The following is a 26,155-nucleotide window of genomic DNA, read 5'->3' as shown; positions in this document are numbered from 1 at the left end:
TTACTTTTCCACGTACCGGAGCGAACGCAGCCCGCGCTCCAGATGCCAGTGCAGATAGGCCGACACCAGCCCGCTGCCCTCCCGGACGTGCCGCGCCTCGCAGGCGTCGGCGGTGTCCCAGTCTCCCGTGAGCAGCGCACCGAGCAGTTCCAGGGTGGCCGGCGAGGGTACGACGCTACCGGGCACCCGGCAGTCGACGCATACCGAGCCTCCGGAGGCCACCGAGAAGAAACGGTTGGGTCCGGGCATCCCGCACTTCGCGCAGTCGCTGAAGCTCGGGGCGTAGCCGTTGACGGCGAGCGACCGCAGCAGGAAGGCGTCGAGCACGAGGTGCGGGGCGTGCTCACCGCGGGCGAGGGTCCGCAGCGCCCCGACGAGCAGCAGATACTGCTGCACGGCCGGCTCGCCCTCGTGGTCGGTGAACCGCTCGGCGGTCTCCAGCATGGCCGTCCCGGCGGTGTAGCGGGCGTAGTCGCTGACGATGCCGCCGCCGTACGGCGCGATGGTCTCGCTCTGCGTGCACAGCGGCAGCCCGCGCCCGATCAGCTCGCTCCCCCGGGCGAAGAACTGCACGTCCACATGGGAGAACGGCTCCAGCCGGGCCCCGAACTTCGACTTGGTCCGCCGCACCCCCCGAGCCACGGCCCGCACCCGCCCGTGCCCCCGCGTGAGCAAGGTAATGATCCGATCCGCCTCGCCCAGCTTCTGGGTACGCAGGACGACACCGTCATCGCGGAACAGACTCACCGCTCACCCCCACGGGCTCCCGGCCGGGGGTCCGGGGGTTGCCCCCCGGCAAGGCACAGCATGACCCGATCCGCTTCCCCCAGCTTCTGGGTACGCAGGACGACACCGTCATCGCGGAACAGACTCATGGCGCCATTCTCCCGTACGCCGCGGGTCAGCGGGGACGGTCGGGGTGGCTCACCGTGAGCGTGCTCGCGCGGAGGCGTTCGGCGGGGGTGGCGTGGCGCAGGGCGTCCGGCGCCACGTCCCATTCGCGGCCCCCGCCGTACGGTCTGAGCTGGACGTACGGGCCTTCGTGGCCCATGACGATGCCGATCCTCCCGGTGCAGATGTCCACGACGTGCGAACCGACGGCTGGCTTCACCGCTGTCATTCCTTCCCCGCTGCCCCGCTGTCCCTGCCGCCTCAGTCGGCGCTGCTGGCCTCCCACAGAGTGTCGAATCGTTCGATGCGCTCCGCCACATGGCCCGGCGTCATCTTCAGCGTGGTCTTGGTGGGCGCGGCCCGCACATCGGGCTCGATCTCGTAGCAGAGCTCACCGTCGAAGATGATGAAGTCGTTCACCGAGGTCACCGGCGCGTTGTCCAGCTCGGACTGGTCGACGATCCGTGCGTCGATGCCGTACCTGCGCTGCCGCTCGCACAACTTGCGCAGCGCCTCCGTGATCTCGTCGGGGCCGTCGACGAGGAACAGCCGCCGTATCTCCACGCCCCGCTTCCTGATCGCGTCGCCCTGCGCGACCAGGTACCGCTTGCCGGGGCCGCTGGACCAGAAGTCCCGGTCGACGGAGGTGCTGGTGGCGTAGAGCGTCTTCTTGGTGCACGCGGTCAGGTCGATCAGCCACTCGTGGTTCTCGCCGGGGCAGTCCGCGGTGCCGTTGCTGAGGCTCTCCATCAGCAGCGCGAGACTGGCGATCTCCTCCTGCGCGAACCGCTTCACGATCTCCGAGCCGTGCTCGCCGACCTGGGTGTACTTACGGGCCAGCCGCGTCACCCCGTCGGAGCGCAGGACCGAGCGGTCGACCTGGCTGAACAGTTCGGTCGCCGCGTTGATCTTGGCGAAGCTCTCGTCGACCGCCGACCGCATCTCCCGGTGATGGTCGGCGAGACTGTCCCGCATCCCCCGGATCCGGCGCGTCTGGGCCTCCTCCACGGCTTCCAGCCGCTCGCCGAAGTCGACCAGGTACTGCATGATCAGCACGGCGCTGCCGACCACCACGGGCATCGTCCACTGCCACTGCTCACTCGCGTCCGGGCTCAGGACGTTGGTCAGGAAGAACGTCCCGGTCGCCAGTAACACGGTGACCAGCGTCTTGCGGAACAGTTTCGACCGGCGTTCTTCCTCGGGCGGTGGTGCCGTCCTCACGTCCCCTGTCGTCGCTCCGTTCATGTCGCTCCCCCGTCGGGTGTGTCGATCGGGCCGCCCCTCAGCGCGTACTCAGCGCCTGGTGCAGCAACGGAATGGTCTGTACGGCCAGTTGGTCGCGGATCCGCTGGACGAGGCTCTGCCACTGGCGGGTGAACCCCGGCTCTCGTTCCAGCTCGTCCCAGAGATGGCCCAGCGCGCGGTCCACATGGGCGCGCGGCATCCACAGGTGCAGCAGATGATCGACGGCCGGCCGCAGCGCGAGCACGGCCGCGGGCCCGTCCGCCGCGCCGAGCCGGCTGCTGTCCAGCAGCCGCACGACGGTCGTCAGCAGCCAGTCGTGCAGCGCGAGGTCCTCGCACAGCCCGGCCGCCGCGCTCGCCGGGGTGTCCGCCGGCAGCCGCAGCTCCATCGTCCGCAGCCCGTCCTCGGCCAGCGTGAAACGGGTCAGCGCCGGGCCCTCGCCGTCCGGTGCCCGTCGTGCGGTCCACCGCAGGTGGGTACGGCGGGACTTGAAGGGCGCCTTGTGGTCGAGCAGGGGGTGGCGGGCCAGCTGGGCCAGCAGCCCCTCGGCGATCGCCCCGAGGTCCAGCTCGCCCCGCCCGGCGCCGCGCAGCACGCCCTCCGCGGTGGCCTGCTCGGGCAGCTTCCCGAACGGCTCGACGAGCCCGGGCCGGACCAGGTACTGCCCCCACGGCCGGCGCAGATCGGGACCGGTGGCCGGGGCGCTGAACCAGGCGGTCGCCTGGAGCACCCGGCCCTCGGTGAGCGCGGCGCGGGCGGCCACCGTGCCGACGGCCCGTACCCGGGCGCCGTTGGAGGTGGGCAGCCGGCAGTCCACGCCGGTCAGCACCTCGGGTGAGCGGACGTACAGATTGGGCCGCTCGGAGACCCGGACGGGTTCGTCGGCGCGCAGCCTGAGCAGCTGTGCCGCGGCCCGGCCGTCCAGTGCCTGGAAGGACGGCAGCAGACCGGTGCGCACCTCGCCGCAGACGAGGACCGGGCGTGCCGACGGTCCGGGGGCCGCCATCTCAGGCCCCTTCGGGGGCGGGCTCGGCGGGCTCCTCGTAGAAGACGTACGAGGCGCGCTGGGCGACCGCGGCGGGGACCTCGACCTGTTCGCCGCGCGAGCGCCGGTCGACCTGTTCCAGCGCCCGGGCGTCGACGTCTGTCTGGTCCAGGACCAGCCGGACGGCGTCCTCGACGGCGAGGAAGCGGTTGGGCATCAGGGTGCAGGTGCGGTAGGCGCTGAACGGGTCGGCGTCCGGGTTCAGCTGGAGCAGCGGCGGCAGCCGGTCCCAGTCGTGCGGGAAGCCGGCGCCGTCCCAGGGCTTCGGGGTCAGCACCGGTTCGCCGAGGTGGCGCAGGAGGCCGAGCCGGGCCAGTTGCCAGACGGCGGCCAGGAAGGGGCAGGACCACAGGCGCCGGCCGTCCTTGTCGGACCACAGCTCGACGTCCATGAAGACGGAGTGGTTGCGGGCGGCCGTCTCCTGGGGCGGCTGCCAGGCGGTGACCTCGGCGAGGGCGGCGCCCCGGCCGGGGCTGCGCTGGCCGTTGGCGAGCCAGCCGGTGCGGCTGACCGGCGGGCGGGACCCGGAGGAGCCGGGCGGCGGCGACTCGACGAGGCGGTGCATCACGGACTCGGCGAGGTCGACGCGGCCGGCGACCGCGCAGCCGGACTCGCGGGCCAGGTAGTCGATGGTGAGCCCGGCCTCCTCGGCCTCCTTGAGGATCAGCGGGAGGAGTTCGGCCGGGGTGGAGAAGCGGCTGAAGTAGTCGTCGACGAGGAAGCAGGTGCTGATCCGCGGCCGGTTCGTCCCGGCCCGGCGGGCGGCGGAGGCGCGGGCGGCGTCCACCCAGATCCGCACCTCGGCGAAGTGCTCGCCGAGCCGCTTGGGCCCGGCCTCGAAGTCCTCCATGTAGAGGTGGCCGAGTTCGAGGGAGAGATGGGACAGCGGTACGGCCTGGGTGCGCGGCTCGGCGCTGGTCTCCCGGAAGACGACATCGCTCATGCCTGCTCCCAGTACTTGTCGTCGGTGAGCCGGCCGGCCAGGTCGCTCAGCGCCTGCCAGGTCTCCATGTTGGCGATCTGGCTGTCGAGCACGTCCTCGTCGGTGATCAGCTGCTCCCGCCACTGCAGCACCGGCTCCAGCGGTACGGCGCCCAGCACCTGGCTGTAGCCGATGCCGTGCGAGGAGGCGAGCTGCTTGAGGTCCCGGTCGCACTCGCGCATCCACGCCGACTGGGTCGCCGAGACCTGCGACCACAGCGCCGAGGAGGGATCGGGTACGGCGGCCCGCACGAACCGGATGGAGCCGCGCAGCGCGTCCTCGTCGTGGCCGCGGGCGACCCCGCCGGCGACGATGCCCCGCTTGCCGAAGACCAGTCCCGCGGCGGCCGCCACATGCTGCCGCGTCCACCGGTGGAAGACCAGCCAGCGCGCCTCGACGCCCCGCATCTCGGGCACCGAGGTGGCTTCCAGGGCCATGTCGACGGCGTAGGAGCGGCCCGCGCTGAGGTCGACGACGATCAGGTCGAACTCGGAGTTGAGCCGCAGCAGCAGATCCACGCAGCGCCGGAGGTTGTCGTCGTCGGTGGCGAACTCGCCGCCGCTGAGGTCGCCCGGCATCAGCACCAGCCGGCCCGAGCCGGGCGGCCGGTTGCGCAGCACCCGGTGCTCGGTGTCCGCCCAGACGTCGACCCGGACGGGTTCACCGACCTCGCCCACCAGGTAGGAGTGCAGTCCGCGGTCCTCGGCGGCCTGGCGGGCGTCGGGCACGTCGAAGACGGCGGAGGCGGTGGGCGAGCCGAAGTCGAAGTCCAGGTAGCAGACGTCGTCCCCGGCCAGCGCCCGGTGGTAGGCGAGGTTGGCGCTGGTCACCGAGCGCCCGGTGCCCCCTTTGTCGGAGGCGGCGAAGATCAGCACCGGGTCACACTCCCTGGGCCGCGGCTTCGCGCGCCCGGCCGAGGGCGTCGAGCTGCCCGAGGACGTCGAGGGCCAGCGAGTAGGCGGTGCCGGGCTGTTCGTCGACGAGGAGCCGGGCGCGGCGCAGCTTGACCTCGATCTGGCGCAGCTGCATGCCGTGCCGGCCGTCGTCCTTGGGGGCGGGCTCCATCTGTTCGTTGCCGAGGAGATGGGCGGCCTCGGAGAGCAGCGCCTTGGCCAGCTCGATCAGTTCGAGGCTGCGGATCGGCGGCTGCTGGTACATCTGGTGGGCCTGCACCATCACTTCGGTGACGCGCTCGGTGATGCTCCAGGACACCGGGACGCGCCGCTTGAGGATGTCGGCCTCGGGGTAGGCGGCGTGGACGTTGTCCCAGAGCCCCGCGCCCTCGCCGTCGCGGATCCGGCGGCGCCACATGTGGTCGAAGATGGCCTCGGCGAGCCCGAGCAGCCGGTCGTGCGCGGTCAGGTTGCGGGAGAGCGTGCACAGTTGGACGGTCCGCTTCAGCAGCTGCGCCGAGAAGTCGCTCATGGACCAGGTCATCAGCGGTCCGAGCCGGTCGCTGCCTTGCAGGGGCAGGGCGACGCCGACGTTGTGCAGGGCGTGGACCATGGGGTCGTCCACCGTCATCCGGCTGGTGATGCGGCCGCGTTCGGCGAGGCGCTCCATGATGGTGACCGTGCGGTTGAGGTCCTCGTCGGTGGCCCGGCGGCGCATCAGGTCGTGCACGAGGATGGCGGCGACGGAGAGGGAGAAGTACTCGGACTCCAGCTTCTGTCCCGTCGTACGCCAGGGGATGTCCTCCAGGGGCCAGCGGTCGGCGTCGAAGCGGGCGATCCGGGACCAGTACTGCTGGGTGAGCTCCCAGCGCAGGCGGAGCGCCTCGGCGAGCCGTTGCTGCTCGGTGTTGAGCAGGCCGAGGGTGAGGGTGCGGTCGGAGAACAGGTCCTGGATGCCGTCGAGGGCGACGACGGTGAAGTACAGGTAGGGCACGGCGTTGGCGGTGCCCTCGGGCTGCGGTCCGATGGGTTCGTCGGTGTCGACCTCGGGGGCGTCCTTCACCAGGGTCCAGGCCCAGCCGCACTCGAAGAGCTGGCTCTCGTCCTTCAGGCCCTCCTGGACGTCGATACCGAGCTGGAGGCTCTCGACGATCGCGGCCCGCAGCGGGCGGAAGCGGTCCTGGAACTTCTTCAGCACCTGGCGCTGCGACATCCGCCCCTGGCCGAGGAGTTCGCACAGGGTCTGGCCCTGGGAGGAGTCGGTGTCGAAGACGTTGACGGTGAAGGAGCGCAGCAGGCTGACCATGGCGGCGGTGAGCCTGCTGCTGGTGGCGGAGCGCAGTTCGGCGATGGTCTCCTTGATGTCGGTGCGCCGGGTCTTGTTCTCGTAGACCTTGAGGAAGCCGAGGGTGGCCAGGCACAGGGTGATGGACATCGAGTAGGAGTCGACGACGCCGAGCCGGCGCTGTTCCTCGGTGAGTTCCTCGGACGGGTCGCGGGCGCCGAAGTAGTAGCCCCCGGCGAACGTGGGCCGCTTGTCCTCGCCGGTGTGGGTGCGCATGAACTCGGCGGCGGCCGTGACGAGGTTGGCGGGGATGTCCAGGCGTCCGCCGGCCTTCTTCAGCACCTGCTGGACGTCGTCCTGGGTGGTGTCCGGGTCGTCCAGCCGGAACGCGGGAATCTCGGTGGCCGGATAGAAGAGGCAGAGCAGTCGCTCCGCGTCGGCGACGCTGCTCTCACCGCCGTACTCGCCCCAGTTCCACTCCCCCGCTTCGAACGAGTGGCGACCGAGCGCCTGCCAGATGTCCAGCAGATGCTGGCGTGGCTTGATCTGCATCCCATGCCCCTCACACAGGCCGCACTGCCAGGAATGGAGGAAAAAACCCTCCGCTGTTTTCAGTCACCCAGCGGCGGAATCCGGGAATCCGAATTCCGTCGACCATAGGCGACGATCATTCCGGAATACCCGTCCCGCACCGCGGCCGAGGATTTCAGACGGACGCTCGTGAAATCGTCGGAGAACCGCTCGAGACTGGCGGACACCTCCGACTCCCCCACATCGCAGGCGGGGAAGAAATGCGCGCCCGCGTGATAGCCCTTGGAATGCTCCATGAAGGCCGCGGCAAAGGGCGCCCCGGGGGCCAGGGCGCGCAGGAAGCACTCGACGCCCCGGTCGAACTCCTCGTGGGAGGAGGTCATCGACTCGGCGACGAAGAACATCGTCCCCATCGACCACCGGCCCTCGTGCCGCACCAGGTCGAAGAGGTTGCCCTCGGCCACCCGGGCGACGTCCCGGAAGCGGGCCCGCGGGTCCATGTCCAGGGCGCCGTAGGCGTCGTTCTTGCACAGCACGCGCCAGAACTGGTCCCAGTTCCCGTCGTAGGAGTCCACCTGGGACCGGAGGTAGCGGACGTTGGCGGGCGAGCGCTCGAAGAGCGTGATCTCGTCGCACCAGGGCAGCATCGCGAGCGCGGGGTAGAGATTGGCGCCGGCGCCGACGTCGATTCCTGAAACAGGTCGGACGCCACGGTTCGGGAAATGATCGCCGAAATGATCCCTGATGACGGAAAGGATCTCCGCGTCTTCCGCCTGCAAGTCGCGGTAGTTGTGATCCACATAGGCGATCGGGTCGAATGCCGCCCAGGACACATCCGCATTCAGCTGGGCATCTCCCGAGGAGCGCAAGGTCATTCATCAACGGTACCAACGGCGGGAGCACCACGGATCCCCCTTGCACCAATCTGACAGAACAACGACCCCGGGCGGGGCGCACGCGGGGCGCATGGGGGCGAATGGATTCCCGCGACCTGATCCGGCCTTGAACGGCCCGATCGTCCCCCGCAAGATGGTCGGAACTCTGCCGAACACACCCGAAAGGCAGACCCCTCGCGTCTCGCTCGTACCACCCGTACGGGTGTCAACGCGCAATTGACCCGGACCCGCAGGGGGGCGGCATGGCGGTTCTTCCAGAGGAACGTTTCCCTTCGCGCGGCGGCCGCACCGGCCATGCGCTCTTCCGCGACCGGGCGTTCATCGACCGGCCCCTGACGATGAGAGGCGTCACCGAGGCCGACCTGCCCGAACTCGTCCGCGTCGACCGCGAGGCGTTCCCCGCGGAGCCCTATCCCTACTTCATCCTGCGGCAGTTGTACGACGTCCACGGCGACCGTCTGCTGGTCCTGGACGACGGCGAGCGGCTGCACGGCTATGTCCTCTTCCCGACCACCTCCGACGGCCGCCGGGGCTGGATCATGAGCCTGGGCGTCACCCGGGACCAGCGCGGCCGGGGGCTCGGCCGGCGGCTGATGCTGGAGGTGCTGCGCCGGCTGCGCACCGAGGGCGTGCGCGAGGTCGGACTGACGGTCGAGCCGACCAACGCCGCCGCGATCATGCTGTACCGGTCGATCGGGTTCTCGTCGCAGGAGGGCGTGCGCGAGGACTACTTCGGGCCCGGCGAGGACCGGCTGGTGATGACGCTGCACCTGTGACCCGGAGGGGTCACCCCGAGCCCGGAGATGGGGGCAATCCCCCCGGAACACAGGGCGTTACCCGGATGTGACGTGCCGTCAAGATCCGCCAGGCTGCTGTGCATGCAGCAGATCACGAGAAGTGCAGCCCTGATCGCCGCGACCGCGGTCGTCCTCGGTCTCGCCGTACCGGCCGGCGCCTTCGACGGCGGCGGCCGTGCCGAGGCCCTCGAGTGGAGCGCGTGCGAGGGGGACGGGCTCGATCCACGGCAGCAGTGCGCGACCGTCCCGGTACCGATGGACTACGCCGACCCCGGCGGCCGCACGATCGACATCGTCATCTCCCGTATCCCCAGCGAGAATCCCGCGGCCCGCCGGGGCGCCCTGCTGTTGATCCCCGGCGGCCCCGGCGGCGACAGCCTCGGCGACCCGTCGGGCAAGGGGCAGCGGCTCCCGCAGAAGGTGCGGGACGCCTACGACCTGATCGGATTCGCCCCGCGCGGGATGGCCCCCTCCACCACCGTCACCTGCGACGTGGAGTACGGCGACCTCGCCGCCTCCAGGCTGCGGCCCTGGCCCGCCGTCGACGGCTCCGTCACCGAGAACATGACCACCGCCCGGCGGGTGTCCGCCGCCTGCGCCGAGAACGGCGGCGAGCTGATCCGGCACATCAACACCGCCAACCAGGCCCGCGACCTCGACCGCGTCCGGGCCGCGCTCGGCGAGCGGAAGGTGTCCGCGTGGGGCGTGTCGTACGGCACCTATGTCGGCGCCGTCTACGCCCAGCTGTTCCCGCACCGCACCGACCGGTTCGTGCTGGACAGCAACAACAACCCCGATCCCGACCGGGTGGTGCGGGCCTGGCTGGCCGCGTTCGAGCAGGGCGTGGAGGACGTCTTCCCCGCGTTCGCCAGGTGGGCGTCGCGGCCCGGCAACCCGGACCGGGTGGCCCGTACTCCCGAGGAGGTGCGCGTGCGGTTCCTGGCACTGGCCGCCCGGCTCGACCGCGAGCCGCTCCCCCGGCCCGGCGCCAACCCGCCGGTGCTGGACGGCAATGAACTGCGCCAGGCCATGCTCTCGGCCATGTACGACCCGGACGACTTCCCCGGCCTCGCGCAGCTGATCCGGGCCGCGGAGAAGGGCGAGGTGCCGCCCGCGCCGCCGTCCCCACCCGAGGAGGTGCTGCAGAACTACCTCGGGGTGGGCGCCGGGAGCATCTGCAACGACTCCGCGTGGCCGACGGACGCCGCCGTGTACCAGAAGGGCGTCACCGAGAGCCGCGCGAAGTACCCGCTGACGGCGGGCATGCCGCGCAACGCCATGCTCTGCGCGGCCTGGCCGTTCCCGCAGAGGGAGCCGGCGGTGCGGATCACCGACCGGGGTCCGTCCAACCTCCTGCTCATACAGAACGAGCGCGACCCGGCCACCCCGCTCAGCGGCGCGAGGAAGCTGCGCGAGGCGCTCGGTGAGCGGGCGGTCATGGTGGTCAACGACGCCACCGGCCACGACGCCTACCTCGCCAACGGCACCGAGTGCGGCGACCGGCTGGTCTCCCGCTTCCTGGCCACCGGTGAGCGGCCCGCCCGGGACGTCCACTGCGACTGAGGCCCCGTCACCGCTCAGCCGAACCGCCGTACGTACCGCCGCTGCCACGGCGTCTCCACCGCCCGCGGGTCGTAGTGGCGGCGGACGTACGCGACCGCCGCCCCGGCCGGTACGCCGTCCAGCACCGCGACACAGGCCAGCGCCGTCCCCGTACGGCCGCGCCCGCCGCCGCAGGCGAGTTCCACCCGCTCGCCCGCGGCCCGCCGCCAGACCTCGGCCAGCACCGCACGGGCCGCCGCACGGTCGGCCGGGAGCCGGAAGTCGGGCCAGCACAGCCAGCGGGACTCCCAGGGGACCTCGGGCGGCCGCCGGCCCAGCAGGTAGACGCCGTACGACGGCGGCGGCGCGTCCGGGGCCGGGGGGCGGCGCAGCGCCCGGCCCCGGATCAGCCGCCCCGAGGGCAGCCGGAGCACTCCGGGGGCCCGCTCGTCCCACTGTTCCTCGCCGGTCATGGAGGTATTCCAACCCGGCCCCGGATCCCGGGCAACCGAATCCGCCCAGGTTCAGTCGTTCCTCGACAAGGGCAAGTGGGCGCTCCCCTTCCGGTGGGGCGTGATCGGTACCGTCGACCCCTCCTCGGTCGCGAAGGTCACCGTCTCCTACGGCGGCGCCACCAGCGAGGCGGCCCTGGGCCACGGCTGGTTCGCGGCCTCCGGCGTCCTGAACGAGCAGGTCACGGTCGCGCCCCGGGTCAAGGGCTACGACGCCGACGGCACGCTGGTCCACGACTCCGGCCAGGACACGTCGTACGCCAAGACGCTGCCGCAGCGGCGCACGAGGGGGTGCCGCACAGGGGTCGGCACCCCCTCCCGGCGCCCACCGCCCCATCGGTCCGATTTATCCCGTTCTAGGCCATCCGCGCGGGATGCCTTGACCGTCCCCATCCCCCCTCCTATGGTCGCGGCTGACTGGCAGGACCCAGGACGCCGTATCTCCCCTCCCCCCACCCCGTCCTCCTGGAGGAACCGTGCGCGACGTGACCCGCGGCGTGGCGGCGCCCGGTCGCCGGACCTTCCTGAAGCAGACCGGCGCGCTGGGCGCGGTCGCCTCCGCGTCCCTGTCGGCCTGTTCGATGGGGCCCGCGTCCACCATCGACACCGGCAGCGGGGCGGGCGGCGCGAACCGGACGCTGACCGCGGTCATCGGCTACGGCAACGACGGCAGCTGGGACCCCACCCAGACCGCGTCGGCGTTCTGCACGGCCGCCAACAACCACATCTACGAGGGTCTGCTGGACACCGACCCCATCTCCCGCGAGCCGTACGCGGCCCTCGCCACCCGGGCGCCGGCCGACCCCGACGCCACCACCTGGCGGTTCACCCTCCGCGAGGGCGCGACCTTCCACGACGGCGAGCCGGTCACCGCCGACGACGTGGTGTTCGTCTTCGACCGGATCCTCGACCCGAGGACCCAGACCCTCGCCAAGGGCTTCTTCGCGAGCTGGCTGAAGGACGTACGCAAGGTCGACGCGCGCAACGTGGAACTGGTGCTCAAGTTCCCGTTCCCGGAGGGGCTTTCGCGGCTCACCCTCGCCAAGATCATGCCGGAGCACGTCTACTCCCGGCCCGGCGGCTGGGACGACGCCATCCGGGGCAAGGCGATCGGTTCGGGCCCCTACCGGCAGACCGCGCACCACCCGAAGTCCCACACCACCTTCGAGGCGTTCGCCGCCTACAACGGCCCGCGCAGGCCAGCCTTCAAGAAGATGAACTGGCTGACCATCGTGGACGCCGCCCCCCGCGTGGCCCGTATCTCGGGCGCCGGCGCCGGTGCGCAGATCTCCGACAACATCCCCTACGCCAACATCGGGCAGCTCCAGAGCAGCGGGCTCACGGTCGGGGGCGGGGCCGGGATGAACAACCTGTTCCTGATGTTCAACACCCGGCACCGCCCCTTCGACGACGTCCGCGTCCGCCAGGCCCTGCACTACGCCATCGACACCGAGAAGCTGGTCGAGGTCGCCCTCAAGGGCCACGGGAAGCCGTCGAGCTCCTTCCTCGACGAGGCCAACCCCGCCTACCGGCGCGCCAGGACCGTCTACGACCACGACCCCGACCGGGCGAAGGCGCTGCTGAAGGAGGCCGGGGTCAGCGGGCTGGAGATCGACATCCTGGCGGTGAACGTCAGCTGGATCGTGGACTGCCTGCCGACCATCAAGTCCTCCTGGGACGCGATCGGCGTGCGGACGACCCTGTCCCCGCAGGAGACGACGGCCGTGTTCACCAAGCTGGACCAGAAGCAGGACTACCAGGTCGTCGCCGCCGCCTCGAACCCCAACCAGTTCGGCCTCGACCCCGACCTGATCATGCGTTACAACTACGGCCCCGACAACCTGTGGATGGGCTACACCCGCTGGGCCACCGACCCGGTCGCCCGGCAGCTCTTCAAGGACATGGACCGGGCCATCCAGGAGCCGGATCCGGAGCGGAAGAAGACGATGATCCAGGAGTACATCGACGTCGTCGCCGAGCAGGCCGTGCTCTACCCGGTCGTGCACAACGAGCTGATGACGGCCTGGAACGCGGGCCTCCTCGCCGGGATAAGGGCACAGCCGTACCCCGGTATCAACGTGCTCCAGGCGAAGTGGGCCTAACGGATGACCGCGGTCCTGCGGATCCTGCTCCGCCGTGTCCTGCTGCTCGTCCCGCTGATGCTCGGCATCGTGCTGTTCGTCTTCGTGGTGATGCGCTTCTCGGACGCCGACCCGGCGTCCGCCTTCTTCCAGGGGGCGAACCCCACCCCCGAGCAACTGCACCGGTTCCGCGAGGACAACGGCCTGCTGGACCCGCTGCCGGTGCGCTACCTCGCCTTCGTGGGCGCCCTGCTCCACGGCGACCTGGGCATCAGCGCGCTCACCCGCGGCGAGGTGATCGACCAGGTGCTGACCGCCCTGCCGCTCACCATGCAGCTCACCTTCCTCGGCCTCGGCATCGCCATGGTGCTGGCGCTGTTCGGCGGCGTCACCGCGGCCGTCTACCGCGACCGGCTGCCGGACCAGATCATCCGGGTCGTCTCGCTGACCGGCGTGGCCGCGCCCGGCTTCTGGCTGGCGCTGCTGATGATCCAGTACCTGGCGGTCGACCTCGGCTGGTTCCCGGCGGGCGGCTACATCAACCCGGCGGACTCCTTCACCGGCTGGCTGAAGACGATGACGCTGCCCGCGCTCGCCCTGTCCCTGCCGGTGGCGGCCCAGCTCACCCGGATCGTGCGGACCTCGGTGGTGGAGGAACTGGACAAGGACTACGTCCGTACGGCGATCGGCAGCGGGCTGCCGCCCCGGGTGGTGGTGGGCCGGAACGTGCTCAGGAACGCCCTCGTCAATCCGCTGACCGTGCTGGGACTGCGGGTCGGTTATCTGCTGGGCGGCGCGGTCGTCATCGAGACGATCTTCTCGCTGCCCGGCATGGGCAAGCTGATGATCGACGCGGTGAAGAACGGCGACCCCGCGGTCGTCCAGGGCGTGGTGCTGACCACGGCGTTCGGCTTCGTGATCGTCAACCTCGTGATCGACGTGCTCTACCTGCTGGTCAACCCGCGACTGAGGGATGCGACCGCATGATCATGACGCGCAGGAGCCTCACCGAGGCCCTCTCCCGCCCCGGCATCCGGCTGCGCGGCCGGCGGCGGCTGCCCCTGATGTCGAAGCTGGCGCTCTGCTTCCTGGTGCTGGTGGTCCTCGTCGCCGTGTTCGCGCCGCTGCTGGCCCCGCACGATCCGCTGGACCAGCAGCCGCCCGTCGACGGCACCGGGCATCCCTCCACCGCGTACTGGATGGGCCAGGACAGCCTGGGCCGGGACATCCTCAGCCGGCTGATGTACGGGGCCCGCTGGTCCCTGGCCATCGGCCTCGGCGCCACCGGGCTCGCCCTGGTGGCGGGCGCGCTGATCGGGGCGGTCGCGGCGACCTCCCGCAAGGCGGTCGACGAGACGCTGATGCGCTGCCTGGACGTGGTGATGGCGTTCCCCGGGATCGCCCTCGCGGCCGTCCTGGTGGCCGTGTTCGGCGGCGGGATCACCGTCCTGATCTGTGCCATCGCCTTCCTGTTCACCCCGCCGGTGGCCCGTGTGGTGCGCGCCAACGTCGTCGACCAGTACGGCGAGGACTACGTCACCGCGGAACGGGTGATCGGCGCTCGCACCCCCCACATCGTGTGGCGGCACGTGGCCGTCAACTGCGCGGCCCCCGTGCTGGTCTTCTGCACCGTGCAGGTCGCCGAGGCCATCGTGTTCGAGGCGTCGTTGTCCTTCATCGGCGCGGGGGTGCGGCCGCCCGACCCGTCCTGGGGCAGTGTCATCGCGGACGGCAAGAACATGGTGCTGACCGGGGGCTGGTGGGCGACGGTCTTCCCGGGCCTGGTGATCCTGTTCACCGTGCTCTCGCTGAACATCCTGTCCGAGGGCGTCTCGGACGCGTGGGCGGCACCAGCGGCCCGCGAGGTGGAGGTCCCCGAGGAGGCGGACCCGGTCGAGGCGCCCGAGCCGGGCGGCGGCACGGTGGTCGCCCTGCCCGGCCTGGCCGAGGCGGCCCGCCGGCTGCGGACGCGGGCCCGGCCGCTGCCCACGGGGGCCCAGCCGGTGCTGGCGGTGGAGAACCTCGCCATCGGCTTCGAGGGGCGCCACCGGGGCGTGGACATCGTCGACGGCATCAGCTTCGAGGTGCAGCCCGGCGAGGTGCTGGGCCTGGTCGGCGAGTCGGGCTGCGGCAAGTCGCTCACCGCGCTGACCGTCATGGGGCTCCAGCCCAGGGGCGCCCGGGTCAGCGGTCAGGTCCGCTTCCACCACCGGGACCTGCTGGCCGAGCCGATGCGGGCGCGGCGCAGACTGCTCGGCCACGAGATGGCGATGATCTACCAGGACGCCCTGTCCTCCCTGAACCCGGCGATGACCATCCGCGCCCAGCTCAAGCAGGTCGTACGGCGCGGTGGCCGGCGCAGCCCCGGGGAACTGCTCACCCTGGTCGGCCTCGACCCGGAGCGCACCCTGCGCAGCTACCCGCACGAGCTCTCCGGCGGCCAGCGCCAGCGCGTGCTGATCGCCATGGCCCTGTCCCGGGACCCGAAGCTGATCGTCGCCGACGAGCCGACGACCGCGCTGGACGTCACCGTGCAGGCGCAGATCATGGCGCTGCTGCTACGGCTGCGCGAGGAGCTGGGCTTCGCGCTGATCCTGGTCTCGCACGACCTGGCCCTGATCGCGGACGTCACCGACCGGGTGGTGGTGATGTACGGCGGACAGGTCGTCGAGACCGGGGTGACCGCGGACCTGGTGGAGGCACCGGCCCACCACTACACGCGCGGGCTGCTCGGCAGCGTGCTGTCGTTGGAGGGGGCCGCCGAGCGGATGACGCAGATCAAGGGCGTCGTCCCGTCCCCCGCGGACTTCCCCGCCGGTTGCCGCTTCACCGACCGCTGCCCCCGGGCGACGGAACACTGCCGCACCACCCCGCCCGACCTGCTGGGCACCCCCACCCACACGGCCGCCTGCCACCACCCGGCGGTCACCCTGGCGCCGACGGAGGCCGTGCAGTGAGCACACCCGACGGAAACCGTGACATGGGCGCGATCGTCGAACTCTCCGGCACCGACGTCGTCCACAAGGCCCGCAGCGGCGGGCTGTTCGCGCGGACCGAGGGCTACCCCGCTGACCGGCACCGACCCGACCATGGCCGCCCCCGGAAAGACGGTCGGCGTGACGGGCGCCCCGCCCACCCCGCGGACAACCCCACGACGACGGAGGCCGTGACATGAGCGCGATCGTCGAACTCTCCGGCACCGACGTCGTCCACAAGGCCCGCAGCGGCGGGCTGTTCGCGCGGGACCGGGTGTACGCGTTGACCGGTGCCGATCTCGCCGTGGCGCCCGGTGAGACCGTCGGGGTCGTGGGCGAGTCGGGGTGCGGGAAGTCGACGCTGGCGAAGGTGCTGGTGGGGGTGGAGCGGCCGACCGCCGGGACGGTGGCCTTCCGGGGGCGTGACCTGTGGAGCATGTCGGCGGACGAGCGGCGCCGGACCGTGGGCCGCAGCACCGGCATGATCTTCCAGGACCCTTCGACGGCCCTGAACCGGCGCCTGCCCATCCGGCGGATCCTGCGCGACCCGATGGACGTCCACGAGGAGGGCACCCGCCGCGAACGGGAGGAAAAGGTAACGGAGTTGATGGCCCTGGTGGGTCTGCCCCGGGCCCTCGCCGACGCTCTCCCCGGCCAGCTCTCCGGCGGTCAGCGGCAGCGCGTCGCCATCGCCCGCGCCCTGGCGCTCGACCCGGACCTGGTGGTGGCGGACGAACCGACCAGCGCGCTGGACGTGTCGGTCCGCGCCCAGATCCTCAACCTCCTGCTCGACCTCAAGGAGCGCCTGGGCCTGTCCCTGGTCTTCGTCTCGCACGACATCCAGACGGTCCGCCGGATGAGCGACCGCGTGATCACCATGTACCTGGGCCGGATCGTGGAGGAGACCCCGGCCGACCGGGTGACCGACCGCTCCTGTCACCCGTACACCCGCGCACTGTTCTCCGCCACCCCCGGCCTGCTGGACCCGGTCGACCCGATCCCGCTGACCGGACCGGTCCCCTCGGCCACCCGGCCGCCCAGCGGCTGCCCCTTTCGGACGAGGTGCTGGAAGGCGACGGAGCTGTGCGCACAGCAGATGCCCGCCTTCTCCGACGCGTCCACCCCGGGGCACCGGTACCGCTGCCACCATCCTGTCGAGGAGGACCGGTCGACCCGCGACCTGGCACAGCCCGCAACGGAGCCCTCATGAACACGCTCACCGGTGTCGTCCCACCCGTCTGCACCCCCCTGACACCGGACCGCGAGGTCGACGTCCCCTCACTGCTCAGGCTGGTCGACCATCTGATGGACGGTGGAGTGCACGGCCTGTTCGTGCTCGGCTCGACCTCCGAGGCGGCCTACCTGACGGACCGGCAGCGGCGGCTCGTGGTGGAGACGGTGGCACGGCACGTGGGCGGCCGGCTGCCGGTGCTGGCCGGGGTGATCGACATGACGACCCCCCGGGTGCTGGACCACGTGGGCGAGGTGGTCGCGGCCGGGGCGGACGCGGTGGTGGCGACGGCCCCGTTCTACACCGCGACCCACCCCGCCGAGATCGCCCGGCACTACCGGCTGATCGCCGCCGGGAGCCCGGTCCCCGTCCTCGCCTACGACATCCCGGCCGCCGTGCACACCAAGCTCCCCGCCGAGCTGGTCCTGGAGCTGGCCGCCGAGGGCGTGCTGGCCGGGCTCAAGGACTCCAGCGGCGACCTGGCCGGCTTCCGCGCGATCGTCACCGGCGTCCGCGCCCGCCCCGGCCTCACCGGCTTCACCCTGCTGACCGGCTCCGAGCTGCTCGTCGACGCCGCGCTCGCGCTGGGCGCGGACGGCGCGGTGCCCGGCCTCGCCAACGTCGACCCGGACGGCTACGTCCGGCTGGACCGCCTGTGCCGGGCCGGCGACCTGCACCGGGCCCGGGCCGAACAGGAGCGGCTGTGCGCCCTGTTCGGCATGGTCCGGGCCGGCGACCCCACCCGGATGGGCGGCAGCTCCTCGGCGCTCGGCGCCTTCAAGGCGGCCCTGCATCTGCGCGGGATCATCGACTGCCCGGCGACCGCGGAGCCCCAGGTGCCGCTCGGCGCCGAGGAGACCGAACGGGTCGGCAAGTTCCTCGCCGCGGCGGGGCTGCTCTAGAGCGCGTTCACCGGCAGGCGACGGAACTCGATGGTCTCGTAGGGGCTCTTCGCCCCCGTCTCGTACAGGACCCCGACCGTCGCCGGGTCGACCTGGACCAGGTCGGAGTAGGCGGCCCGCTGCTGGGACAGGGTCACCGCCTTGGTGAACGTCACCCCGCCGTTGGTGCTGCGCCACACCGCCATGGACTGCCGCGAGGTGGGCACCGAGGGCCCGGCGAACAGCAGGGGTGCCCCGAGGCCGGGGAGTTGGAGGACGCTCGCCTGCACCACCGGCACCTCGTTGAGGGTGGGCTGGATCGCGTACGGGCGGACCAGGGTCCGCGCCCCGTCCGCCGACCAGCTGTCGATCCGGTGGCCGATGTCGGCGCCGTGCTGGTCGCGGGCGTTGAAGTAGATCCTGCCGTCGGGCAGTTCGGCGGCCGCGGTCTCGTTGGCGTTGTGGCTGTTGTCGTAGACGTCGTCCATGAAACCCATGTGCCAGGTGGTGCCGCCGTCGTCACTGTAGATGGCGTGGCCGCCGTAGTACTTGGGCTCCTGGCCGGAGTCGGCGGAACCGGGCGGCGGGGCGGCCGAATGGTTGGACGGGACCACCAGCCGGCCCGGGTGCGCGCCGTGGCGGAGGGCGACGGCGTGTCCGGGGCCGGTGGCGTACCAGCGCCAGTTCGTCCGCTTCACCTGGTCGGTGATGTCCCGCGGCGCGCTGAAGCGCATGCCGTCGTCCCAGCTCTTCTGGACGAAGACCCGGCGGCTCTGCTCCGGTGTCACCTCGCCCCGCATGATCTGGCCCTCGGTCACCGTGCCGCCGTTGTAGGAGGTGACCAGGACGATCGCGCCCGTACGGGGGTCCACCACCGGCGACGGGTTGCCCCGGGTGTCGCCGTTCCCGGTGGCCACCACTCTCAGGGGGCCCCAGGTGCAGCCGCCGTCGGAGGAGCGTCTGACGACGACGTCGATGTTCCCGGTGTCGCCCGCGCCGTCGTGCCGGCCCTCGGCGAAGGCCAGCAGGGTGCCGAGGCGGGTGGTGATCGTCGCCGGGATGCGGTACGTGTGGTAGCCGCCCTGCCCCGAGACGTACGGGACGGAGGACGTGCAGTCGGCGGCCGCCGAGGCCCGGCCGGTCGCGGTGAGCGGGGTGAGAAGTACTGCGGTGACGAGGAGTGTGCGGGTCAGGAGGGTCATCGAGCTCCCTTGACGGAATGTCAGGTATTGACCTTTCCGTCACATGGTTCCCGGAGTCACCAGCCCCGACTCGTAGGCGACGATCACCAGCTGCGCCCGGTCACGCGTCCCGAGCTTGCCCATGATGCGGCTCACATGGGTCTTCGCGGTGAGCGGGCTGAGCCCCAACGCCTCGGCGATCTCAGTGTTGTTGAGGCCGCGCGCGACCAGCGTGAGCACCCCGCGCTCCCGCTCGGAGAGGCACTCGGGACCGCCCACGGCCGGGGTCGAGGGACTGCGCAGAAATCGCGCGATCAGCCGTGCCGTGGGGCCCGGCGACAGCAGTGCCTCACCGGCGGCGACCGTGCGGATCGCGTCCAGGAGTTCCGCCGGACGGGTGTCCTTGACCAGGAAGCCGGAGGCCCCGGCCCGCAGCGCCTCCACGATGTGCTCGTCGGTGTCGTACGTCGTCAGCACCAGCACCCGCACCCCGGCCAGGTCCTCGTCGGCCGCGATCAGCCGGGTGGCCTCGATGCCGTCGAGGTCGGGCATGCGGATGTCCATCACCACCAGGTCGGCCCGCTCGGTGCGGGCCAGCTCCAGCGCCTCCCGGCCGGTGCCGGCCTGTGCGACGACCTCCATGTCCGGCGCGGACTCGACGAGCATGGCGAACGCGGCCCGGACGAGGGTCTGGTCGTCGGCGAGCAGGACGCGGATGGTCACGTGGCTCCTCCCAGCGGTAGTACGGCGGTCACGGGGGTTCCGCCGAGCGGCAGTACGGCGGTCACCCGGAAGCCGCCCCCCGGGCACGGCCCGGCGTCGAGGGTGCCGCCCACGCTGCGGGCGCGCTCGCGCATGCCGACCAGCCCGAAGCCCGGCGCTTTCCCGGGGGCCGCCCCGGTGCCGTCGTCGCTGACCGCGAGGTGCAGGGCGCCGTCCTCCTCGTGCAGGTCGACGAGGACGGCCGGTTCGGGTCCGGCGTGCCGTACGGCGTTGGTGAGCGCCTCCTGCACGATGCGGTAGGCGGCGGCGCCGACGGCGGGGGGCGCCTGCCGGATCCGTACCGTCTGCCGTACCTTCGCGCCCGCGAGCCGGGCCGCCTCCACCAGGTCGGGCAGTCCGTCGAGGCCGGGCAGCGGGCCGCGCCCGTCCGTGCCGGGCTCGCGCAGCACCTCCAGGGTGGTGCGCAGTTCGCCGCGCGCGCTGCGGCAGGTCTCGGCGATGTCGTCGAGGGCCTTGGCGACCGTCTCCCGGTCCAGGCGCCCGGGGTCGGCGGCCAGTACATGGGCGGCGACCGAGGTCTGCACCCCGATGAGGGTGATGCTGTGGGCGAGCAGGTCGTGCAGGTCGCGGGCGATGCGCAGGCGTTCCTCGGCGACCCGGCGGCGGGCCTCCTCCTCGCGGGTGCGCTCCGCGCGGTCGGCGCGTTCGACGATGGCGCCGATGTACTGGCGGTAGTAGCGCACGTCGATGCCGACGAAGACAACGGCGAGGACCCAGCCGTAGATGCGCAGCAGTTCGGCGGCCTGCTTGTGCTCGCCGAAGGTGAGCATCGCGGCCAGGGAGAGGCTGAGGCCGGCGGTGGTCACCAGGAGGGTGCGGGCGGGGCGTTGGGTGACGGTGACCGTGTACAGCGCGATGAAGGAGGCGGGGACGGGCGCGCTGTGGTTGTTGTCGAGGGCGTGGTACGGCAGGACGAGCGCGACCACCGCCGCGAACACGAGCAGCGGCCCGCGCCGCCGCCACACCAGCGGCACATGGGCGGCGATCAGGAGGGTCCAGCCGAGGGCGTCGGGCCGGCGGGCGTCGTCGCTGACCAGCGCCAGGCAGACGGCCGCACCGGCCGCCACCGCGGCGAGCAGCGTGTCGTTGCGGGTGCCGTGCGGGGCGGTGGTCGGGTCGCGGTTGATCGCGGCCATGATCCGCTCGCCGATCCGGGGACGCGCCGCTGGGGTGTTTGGCTGCACGAGGTCATCTTCCGCTGCGAGGGCGCCCCTCCGGGAGGGAGGGGCGCCTGGTCGGTCAATGAGCGGCTGCGGTGATCCGCTCCGGTTCCTTCGGGGGTACGGGGTTCTCCGGCTCCTTGGACAGGGCGCCCGGCCACCACAGCTTGCGGCGCAGGGCGACGCTGGCGCTGGTCACCAGGTAGGTGCGGACCAGGAAGGTGTCGAGGAGCACGCCGACGGCGATGACGAAGCCCAGCTCGACGAGCTGCACCATCGGCATGCTGGTGAGCACCGCGAAGGTGGCGGCGAGGACCAGGCCCGCGGAGGCGATGACCCCGCCCGTGGTGCGCAGCGCGGTCAGCGCGGCCGGGACGGGTTCGGCGCCGTTCAGGGACTCCTCGCGCATCCGGTGCATCAGGAAGATGCCGTAGTCGACGCCGAGGGCGACCAGGAAGACGAAGGAGAGCAGTCCGAGCCCCGGATCCGTGCCCTCGAACCCGAACACCGGCCCGAAGACCAGCCCGCCGATGCCGAGGGCGGCGGCCCACACGGCGACCACGGCCGCCACCAGGATCAGCGGCGCCACGATCGAGCGCAGCAGCGCGACCAGGATGAGGAACACGGACACCAGCACGATCGGCACGACGATCATCCGGTCGCGGGCGTTGGTGTCCTTCAGGTCGATCTGCTCGGCGCTCGGTCCGCCCACATAGGAGCCGTCGAGCCGGTCGCGCAGGTCGTCGATGGTCGCGGTCTCCCCCGCGGACTGCGGTGCCGCGGCGGCGAGCACGGAGATCTCGGTCCAGCCCTCTCCGGTACGTCCGGGCGCGGCGCTGTCGACGCCCTCGGTGCCGCGGACGGCGTCGAGGGTGGCCTCGGCGCGGTCGGCCGGGGTGATGACGGTGATGGCCTGGGTGGAGCGCTCGGGGTAGGCCGCCGCGAGCGTCTGCATGGCGGCGACCGCGTCGGGCTTGCTGGTGAAGGAGTCCTCCTGCTTGAGATTGGCGGGCAGGTTGAACGTGCCGAGCGCGAGCGCTCCGAGCAGCAGGGCACCGCCGACGAGCACGGTCACCGGCCGGCGCCCGGCGGAGCTGCCCATCGCGGCGAACAGCGACCGGCGGACCTTGGGGGTGCTGCCGTAGCGCGGGATCAGCGGCCAGAACACGCGCCGGCCGAGCAGCACCAGGACGACGGGCAGCAGCGTCAGCATGGCGACGAGCGCGCACAGCACCCCGACGGTGCCGAGCGGACCCATGCCCCGGCTGGAGTTGAGATCGGCGGCGAGCAGACAGAGCAGTCCGGCGGCGACGGTCCCGGAGGAGGCGAGCACGGCGGGCCCGCAGCCCTTGAGCGCGGCGGTCATGGCGTCGTACGGCCGCTCGACGCGGCGCAGTTCCTCGCGGTAGCGGGCGACGAGCAGCAGGGCGTAGTCGGTGCCCGCGCCGAAGACGAGGATCGTCATGATCCCGGAGCTCTGGCCGGACACGGATGTGCCGAACCACTGGTTGAGCCCGTAGGCGACGGCCATGGACAGGTAGTTGGCGACCCCGGCGACGACGAGCGGCACCAGCCAGAGGAACGGGCTGCGGTAGATGACGATCAGCAGCAGCGCCACCACGGCGACGGTGGTGTAGAGCAGCGGCCCGTCGAGCGAGTTGTAGACCTCGGCGGCATCGGTGGCGAGGGCGCCCTCGCCTCCCACCTCCACGTTCAGCCCGTCGCCGCCCAGGGCGACGTCCCGCACGTCGTTGACGAGTTCGTCCCGGGCCTTCTCGTCGGTGCCGGGCTCGTTGCTGGCGACGGGGTACATCAGGGTGGTGCCGTCCTTCGACGGCACCCCGGCGGGCTCACCGGTCAGCCGGTGCGCCCCGGCGATCTCGGCGATCTGATCGGCGGCGGTGGCCTTGTCGGCGTCCGTGAGCCCGCCGTCCCGGTGGTAGACCACGATCATCTGCGTGGTCTCGCCGCCGGGCAGCTGCTCCTGGATCCTGGCGACCTGCGTGGAGTCCGCGCCGGCCGGCAGATAGTCGACGGCCCGGTCCCGCTGCACGTCGGCGAGTTTCGAGGCGAACGGCGAGGCGATCGCCAGCACGACGATCCACAGCCCGAGCACGAGCCAGGGAATGCCCCGCCGTCGTCGTACGGATGTTCTTACGGCCCCCATCAGACGGGCCCCCTCCGGTGCGGTGTCTGGGTCGTTTCCAGACTCCCGGTGCGAAGGGCCGTGTTCGTCGGGCGCGAGGGCGAGGTGGACGCTACTTCCGGGGGTGGCGGAAAGCCGCTGTTACTCCCCGGGGAGTACTAGGACGGAGTACGGGCCGCCGCCAGCAGCCGGGTCACGTCGTCCCCGCAGATCGTCAGCGCCGCGCCCACGGTGCTCAGGACTTCCCGCTCGGCGGGGGTGTACGGGCCGTCCGCGAGGGCGATGCGGGCGCCCTGGAGGAGGATCGACTCGCGGCCGGCGGGGGCCAGGTGCGGAGCGAGGGGGTCCAGGGCCTCGTGCAGCTCTATGGCCAGGCCCGCTCCGCAGGGTTCGCCCAGGACGCGGCCGGTGTCGGCGGCCAGGGCCTCGACCAGGGCGTCCAGCTGCTCCTCGGTGCAGTCGTCGAAACCGGCCGCGCGGACCGCGCAGGCGGCGGTCTCCAGGGCCGTACGGGCACAGGAGCCGCCCGCGGCGAGGACGGCGAGGGCGACGGTGTGGACGGCGTCGCGGAGCATCGCGGAGAAGCGGGTGGTGGTGGGGTGGTCCAGGACGTCGGTGCCGAAGTGCCGGCGGCAGGCCGCGCACTCCACCACGGGACCGGTCTCACCGCGCGGCAGCACCGGTACGCCCAGCAGGGTGAACCGGCGCCGGCCGGTCAGCCGCTGGTAGTTGCGGTCGCCTCCGCAGCCGGGACAGAAGAACTCGCCGTCGCCGACGGCCGTCCACGCGGTCCGGTTGCCCAGGATGCGCGCAGGCCTCGCGGCACGGCCGTTTCGTCCCCGTCCTGGCAGCACGTCGCACCTCCGCGTGACCTCGCGGCAACATCGCCGCGCTTGCGTGATGTTAGCCACATCCCCCCGACCTAGTCAGCACCTTGGACGAGACCTTTCCGTGACCTGCACAGGGATTGGCTTGTATACGCCGGGCCAGGGACACCTGCCCAGGGGCGCGGGGAACTGCGCGCCAAGCCACGACGAGCTCGCAGCCGACACGCAACCCCCCGCGGCACCCCAGTAGTCGCTGGTTACCGCGCAGCCCTGTTCACGGCGGAGACGACCGCCTTCAGCGAGGCCCGCGTCGTGTTCGCGTCGATCCCGATCCCCCACAGCACCTTGCCGTCGATCGCACACTCGATGTACGACGCGGCCTGCGCGGACGCACCCTCGCTCATCGTGTGCTCCTGGTAGTCCAGCAGCCGCACATCGATGCCGATGGACTGCAGGGCGTCGAAGAAGGCCGAGATCGGACCGTTGCCGGTACCCGTCAGCACGGTGTCCGCACCGTCGACGGTCGCCTCCACGCGCAGCACGTCCACACCGTCGGTGTCGGTCGTCGACTGCCCGTTCCTGACCTGGATCCGGCCCCACGGGTTCTCGGGGTTGGGCAGGTACTCGTCCTGGAACACCGACCAGATCGCGGCACCGGTCACCTCGCCGCCCTCGGCGTCCGTCTTGGCCTGGATGAGCCGGGAGAACTCGATCTGCATCCGGCGCGGCAGGTCCAGCTTGTGGTCGTTCTTCAGGACGTACGCGATACCGCCCTTGCCGGACTGCGAGTTGACCCGGATGACCGCCTCGTAGGAGCGGCCGACGTCCTTGGGGTCGATCGGCAGGTAGGGGACCGCCCACTCGATGTCGTCGACGGTGACGCCCTTCGCGGCCGCCTCGGCCTCCATGGCGTCGAAGCCCTTCTTGATGGCGTCCTGGTGGGAGCCGGAGAAGGACGTGTAGACCAGGTCGCCCACGTACGGGTGGCGCGGGTGGACCTCCATCTGGTTGCAGTACTCCCACGTACGACGGATCTCGTCGATGTCGGAGAAGTCGATCTGCGGGTCGACGCCCTGCGAGAAGAGGTTCATGCCCAGGGTGACCAGGTCGACGTTGCCGGTGCGCTCGCCCTGGCCGAACAGGCAGCCCTCGACGCGGTCGGCGCCGGCCATCAGCGCCAGCTCGGCGGCGGCGACGGCGGTGCCGCGGTCGTTGTGCGGGTGGATCGACAGGCAGACGTACTCGCGGCGGGACAGGTTGCGGCCCATCCACTCGAAGCGGTCGGCGTGCGTCGAGGGGGTCGAACGCTCCACCGTGGCGGGCAGGTTGAGGATGATCTCGCGGCCCGGGCCGGGCTGGTAGACGTCCATCACCGCCTCGCAGACCTCCAGCGCGAAGTCCAGCTCGGTGTCGGTGAAGATCTCGGGGCTGTACTGGTAGCCGAACTCCGTCTCCGGGCCCAGCAGCTTCTCGGCGTACTCCATGACCAGGCGGGTGCCGTCGACGGCGATCTGCTTGATGTCGTCCCGGGAGCCGCGGAACACCACCCGGCGGAAGACCGGCGCGGTGGCGTTGTACAGGTGGACGGTGGCCCGCTTGGCGCCCTTCAGGGACTCCACGGTGCGCTCGATCAGGTCCTCGCGGGCCTGGGTCAGTACGGAGATCGTGACGTCGTCGGGGATGGCCCCGGGCTCCTCGATGATCGACCGCACGAAGTCGAAGTCGGTCTGGCCGGAGGCGGGGAAGCCGACCTCGATCTCCTTGTAGCCCATCTTGACCAGCTGGTCGAACATCCGGCGCTTGCGCTCGGGCGACATCGGGTCGATCAGGGCCTGGTTGCCGTCGCGCAGGTCGGTGGAGAGCCAGCGGGGGGCGGTGGTGATGCGCTGCTCCGGCCAGGTGCGGTCCGGGATGTCGACCTGCTCGTACCGGCCGTACTTGTGGATCGGCATGGAACTGGGCTGCTGGCGGTTCGCCATGATTGCGGGGCTCCTCAGGATGTCCGGAAGGACGGCCGACGACGCAACGCGAAGCTCCGCGGGGAGGGAGTCGACCTGGACTACAGGCCCTCGCCGCGGCAGCTAAGAAGGAGCAGCCCGAAAAGCATGATGCGCAGCATGCTAGCCGAGCCGCCCGCGATGCGGCGGTGCGTATCAGTATGCGGGACCGTCGGGACGAACGGGACAAAAAGTGTGCCATACCACTGCGTGACCGCTCGCCGGGCGCCTTGTCGGCACATTTCACCAATCATGGTGGCGGCTAGTGACAGAG

General features: G+C 71.6%; 23 protein-coding genes. 8 read left to right on the top strand and 15 right to left on the bottom strand.

Annotation, left to right across the window (positions count from 1 at the left end; all coding sequences use genetic code 11):
- The 8 genes from recO to ACFYW5_RS08225 all read right to left on the bottom strand — a co-directional run bounded on the left by recO (position 1) and on the right by ACFYW5_RS08225 (position 7,747).
- Positions 1 to 747: a DNA repair protein RecO gene (gene recO, locus ACFYW5_RS08260; RefSeq protein ID WP_389416131.1), complete on the bottom strand. Its 747-nt coding sequence runs from the start codon at positions 745 to 747 to the stop codon at positions 1 to 3.
- Between the two features lie 154 nt (positions 748 to 901).
- Positions 902 to 1,111, bottom strand: coding sequence for a hypothetical protein (locus ACFYW5_RS08255; protein ID WP_389416130.1), 210 nt, complete (start codon positions 1,109 to 1,111; stop codon positions 902 to 904).
- 41 nt (positions 1,112 to 1,152) lie between these two features.
- Positions 1,153 to 2,112 (bottom strand): DUF6879 family protein, encoded by a 960-nt coding sequence (locus tag ACFYW5_RS08250; RefSeq protein WP_389416129.1) that lies wholly within the window; start codon positions 2,110 to 2,112, stop codon positions 1,153 to 1,155.
- 61 nt (positions 2,113 to 2,173) lie between these two features.
- The gene (locus ACFYW5_RS08245; RefSeq protein WP_389416128.1) at positions 2,174 to 3,142 is read right to left on the bottom strand and encodes an SCO2521 family protein; all 969 of its coding nucleotides are present in this window, start codon (positions 3,140 to 3,142) and stop codon (positions 2,174 to 2,176) included.
- Between the two features lies 1 nt (position 3,143).
- Positions 3,144 to 4,124, bottom strand: a complete 981-nt coding sequence (locus ACFYW5_RS08240; RefSeq protein ID WP_389416127.1) for an SCO2522 family protein — start codon at positions 4,122 to 4,124, stop codon at positions 3,144 to 3,146.
- Positions 4,121 to 5,038 (bottom strand): SCO2523 family variant P-loop protein, encoded by a 918-nt coding sequence (locus ACFYW5_RS08235; RefSeq protein WP_389416126.1) that lies wholly within the window; start codon positions 5,036 to 5,038, stop codon positions 4,121 to 4,123. The genes ACFYW5_RS08240 and ACFYW5_RS08235 overlap by 4 nt, the downstream gene beginning before the upstream one ends.
- Before the next feature lie 4 nt (positions 5,039 to 5,042).
- A complete protein-coding gene (locus tag ACFYW5_RS08230; protein WP_389416125.1) occupies positions 5,043 to 6,893 on the bottom strand; it encodes an SCO2524 family protein in 1,851 nt (616 codons plus the stop codon).
- 59 nt (positions 6,894 to 6,952) lie between these two features.
- Positions 6,953 to 7,747, bottom strand: coding sequence for an SCO2525 family SAM-dependent methyltransferase (locus ACFYW5_RS08225; protein WP_389416124.1), 795 nt, complete (start codon positions 7,745 to 7,747; stop codon positions 6,953 to 6,955).
- A 263-nt stretch (positions 7,748 to 8,010) separates the two neighbouring features.
- On the opposite strand from ACFYW5_RS08225, the gene ACFYW5_RS08220 reads away from it, so the two are divergent.
- Together ACFYW5_RS08220 and ACFYW5_RS08215 are read left to right on the top strand one after the other, a co-directional pair.
- The gene (locus ACFYW5_RS08220) at positions 8,011 to 8,544 is read left to right on the top strand and encodes a GNAT family N-acetyltransferase (RefSeq protein ID WP_389416123.1); all 534 of its coding nucleotides are present in this window, start codon (positions 8,011 to 8,013) and stop codon (positions 8,542 to 8,544) included.
- 102 nt (positions 8,545 to 8,646) lie between these two features.
- Positions 8,647 to 10,128, top strand: coding sequence for an alpha/beta hydrolase (locus tag ACFYW5_RS08215; protein WP_389416122.1), 1,482 nt, complete (start codon positions 8,647 to 8,649; stop codon positions 10,126 to 10,128).
- Between the two features lie 14 nt (positions 10,129 to 10,142).
- Here the strand turns inward: ACFYW5_RS08215 and ACFYW5_RS08210 are convergent, their stop codons facing one another.
- Positions 10,143 to 10,580, bottom strand: coding sequence for a protein phosphatase (locus tag ACFYW5_RS08210; protein WP_389416121.1), 438 nt, complete (start codon positions 10,578 to 10,580; stop codon positions 10,143 to 10,145).
- Between the two features lie 515 nt (positions 10,581 to 11,095).
- Between ACFYW5_RS08210 and ACFYW5_RS08205 the strand changes: the two genes are divergently transcribed.
- From ACFYW5_RS08205 to ACFYW5_RS08180, 6 genes are read left to right on the top strand one after another with little or no spacing between them, the layout of a single operon-like run.
- Positions 11,096 to 12,721: an ABC transporter substrate-binding protein gene (locus ACFYW5_RS08205; protein ID WP_389416120.1), complete on the top strand. Its 1,626-nt coding sequence runs from the start codon at positions 11,096 to 11,098 to the stop codon at positions 12,719 to 12,721.
- A 3-nt stretch (positions 12,722 to 12,724) separates the two neighbouring features.
- On the top strand, positions 12,725 to 13,687 hold the full coding sequence (locus ACFYW5_RS08200; protein WP_389416119.1) for an ABC transporter permease: 963 nt from the start codon (positions 12,725 to 12,727) through the stop codon (positions 13,685 to 13,687).
- Positions 13,684 to 15,657 carry a dipeptide/oligopeptide/nickel ABC transporter permease/ATP-binding protein gene (locus ACFYW5_RS08195; protein WP_389416118.1) on the top strand — a complete coding sequence of 658 codons (1,974 nt, stop codon included), beginning with the start codon at positions 13,684 to 13,686 and terminating at the stop codon, positions 15,655 to 15,657. The genes ACFYW5_RS08200 and ACFYW5_RS08195 overlap by 4 nt, the downstream gene beginning before the upstream one ends.
- Positions 15,654 to 15,875, top strand: a complete 222-nt coding sequence (locus ACFYW5_RS08190) for a hypothetical protein (protein ID WP_389416117.1) — start codon at positions 15,654 to 15,656, stop codon at positions 15,873 to 15,875. The genes ACFYW5_RS08195 and ACFYW5_RS08190 overlap by 4 nt, the downstream gene beginning before the upstream one ends.
- Positions 15,872 to 16,885: an oligopeptide/dipeptide ABC transporter ATP-binding protein gene (locus ACFYW5_RS08185; protein WP_389416116.1), complete on the top strand. Its 1,014-nt coding sequence runs from the start codon at positions 15,872 to 15,874 to the stop codon at positions 16,883 to 16,885. The genes ACFYW5_RS08190 and ACFYW5_RS08185 overlap by 4 nt, the downstream gene beginning before the upstream one ends.
- Positions 16,882 to 17,808 (top strand): dihydrodipicolinate synthase family protein, encoded by a 927-nt coding sequence (locus ACFYW5_RS08180; protein ID WP_389416115.1) that lies wholly within the window; start codon positions 16,882 to 16,884, stop codon positions 17,806 to 17,808. Before ACFYW5_RS08185 ends, ACFYW5_RS08180 begins: the two co-directional genes overlap by 4 nt.
- Here the strand turns inward: ACFYW5_RS08180 and ACFYW5_RS08175 are convergent.
- From ACFYW5_RS08175 to leuA, 6 genes are all read right to left on the bottom strand, one after another.
- Positions 17,805 to 18,989 carry an exo-alpha-sialidase gene (locus ACFYW5_RS08175; RefSeq protein ID WP_389416114.1) on the bottom strand — a complete coding sequence of 395 codons (1,185 nt, stop codon included), beginning with the start codon at positions 18,987 to 18,989 and terminating at the stop codon, positions 17,805 to 17,807. The genes ACFYW5_RS08180 and ACFYW5_RS08175 overlap by 4 nt on opposite strands.
- A gap of 39 nt (positions 18,990 to 19,028) precedes the next feature.
- Positions 19,029 to 19,691, bottom strand: coding sequence for a response regulator (locus ACFYW5_RS08170; RefSeq protein WP_389416113.1), 663 nt, complete (start codon positions 19,689 to 19,691; stop codon positions 19,029 to 19,031).
- Positions 19,688 to 20,887 carry a sensor histidine kinase gene (locus ACFYW5_RS08165; protein ID WP_389416434.1) on the bottom strand — a complete coding sequence of 400 codons (1,200 nt, stop codon included), beginning with the start codon at positions 20,885 to 20,887 and terminating at the stop codon, positions 19,688 to 19,690. The genes ACFYW5_RS08170 and ACFYW5_RS08165 overlap by 4 nt, the downstream gene beginning before the upstream one ends.
- 103 nt (positions 20,888 to 20,990) lie before the next feature.
- Positions 20,991 to 23,078: an MMPL family transporter gene (locus ACFYW5_RS08160; protein WP_389416112.1), complete on the bottom strand. Its 2,088-nt coding sequence runs from the start codon at positions 23,076 to 23,078 to the stop codon at positions 20,991 to 20,993.
- A 137-nt stretch (positions 23,079 to 23,215) separates the two neighbouring features.
- The gene (locus ACFYW5_RS08155) at positions 23,216 to 23,911 is read right to left on the bottom strand and encodes a TerB family tellurite resistance protein (protein WP_389416111.1); all 696 of its coding nucleotides are present in this window, start codon (positions 23,909 to 23,911) and stop codon (positions 23,216 to 23,218) included.
- A gap of 230 nt (positions 23,912 to 24,141) precedes the next feature.
- Complete coding sequence (gene leuA, locus ACFYW5_RS08150; protein ID WP_389416110.1) at positions 24,142 to 25,863, bottom strand: 2-isopropylmalate synthase; 1,722 nt, start codon at positions 25,861 to 25,863, stop codon at positions 24,142 to 24,144.
- Positions 25,864 to 26,155: the final 292 nt, after the last annotated feature.

The organism is Streptomyces sp. NPDC002779 (assembly GCF_042888685.1).
Lineage (GTDB): Bacteria > Actinomycetota > Actinomycetes > Streptomycetales > Streptomycetaceae > Streptomyces.
The sequence above is the reverse complement of the archived record's forward strand: the minus strand, read 5'-3'. Positions and strand labels throughout refer to the sequence as shown.

What these genes read in the sequence shown, in the direction of transcription:
- ACFYW5_RS08225 (WP_389416124.1), bottom strand. Translation starts at nt 7,747, where the DNA reads ATGACCTTGCGCTCCTCGGGAGATGCCCAGCTGAATGCGGATGTGTCC.
- ACFYW5_RS08245 (WP_389416128.1), bottom strand. Translation starts at nt 3,142, where the DNA reads ATGGCGGCCCCCGGACCGTCGGCACGCCCGGTCCTCGTCTGCGGCGAG.
- ACFYW5_RS08200 (WP_389416119.1), top strand. Translation starts at nt 12,725, where the DNA reads ATGACCGCGGTCCTGCGGATCCTGCTCCGCCGTGTCCTGCTGCTCGTC.
- ACFYW5_RS08230 (WP_389416125.1), bottom strand. Translation starts at nt 6,893, where the DNA reads ATGCAGATCAAGCCACGCCAGCATCTGCTGGACATCTGGCAGGCGCTC.
- ACFYW5_RS08185 (WP_389416116.1), top strand. Translation starts at nt 15,872, where the DNA reads ATGAGCGCGATCGTCGAACTCTCCGGCACCGACGTCGTCCACAAGGCC.
- ACFYW5_RS08175 (WP_389416114.1), bottom strand. Translation starts at nt 18,989, where the DNA reads ATGACCCTCCTGACCCGCACACTCCTCGTCACCGCAGTACTTCTCACC.
- ACFYW5_RS08160 (WP_389416112.1), bottom strand. Translation starts at nt 23,078, where the DNA reads ATGGGGGCCGTAAGAACATCCGTACGACGACGGCGGGGCATTCCCTGG.
- ACFYW5_RS08210 (WP_389416121.1), bottom strand. Translation starts at nt 10,580, where the DNA reads ATGACCGGCGAGGAACAGTGGGACGAGCGGGCCCCCGGAGTGCTCCGG.
- leuA (WP_389416110.1), bottom strand. Translation starts at nt 25,863, where the DNA reads ATGGCGAACCGCCAGCAGCCCAGTTCCATGCCGATCCACAAGTACGGC.
- ACFYW5_RS08195 (WP_389416118.1), top strand. Translation starts at nt 13,684, where the DNA reads ATGATCATGACGCGCAGGAGCCTCACCGAGGCCCTCTCCCGCCCCGGC.
- ACFYW5_RS08165 (WP_389416434.1), bottom strand. Translation starts at nt 20,887, where the DNA reads ATGGCCGCGATCAACCGCGACCCGACCACCGCCCCGCACGGCACCCGC.
- ACFYW5_RS08240 (WP_389416127.1), bottom strand. Translation starts at nt 4,124, where the DNA reads ATGAGCGATGTCGTCTTCCGGGAGACCAGCGCCGAGCCGCGCACCCAG.
- ACFYW5_RS08215 (WP_389416122.1), top strand. Translation starts at nt 8,647, where the DNA reads ATGCAGCAGATCACGAGAAGTGCAGCCCTGATCGCCGCGACCGCGGTC.
- ACFYW5_RS08180 (WP_389416115.1), top strand. Translation starts at nt 16,882, where the DNA reads ATGAACACGCTCACCGGTGTCGTCCCACCCGTCTGCACCCCCCTGACA.
- ACFYW5_RS08220 (WP_389416123.1), top strand. Translation starts at nt 8,011, where the DNA reads ATGGCGGTTCTTCCAGAGGAACGTTTCCCTTCGCGCGGCGGCCGCACC.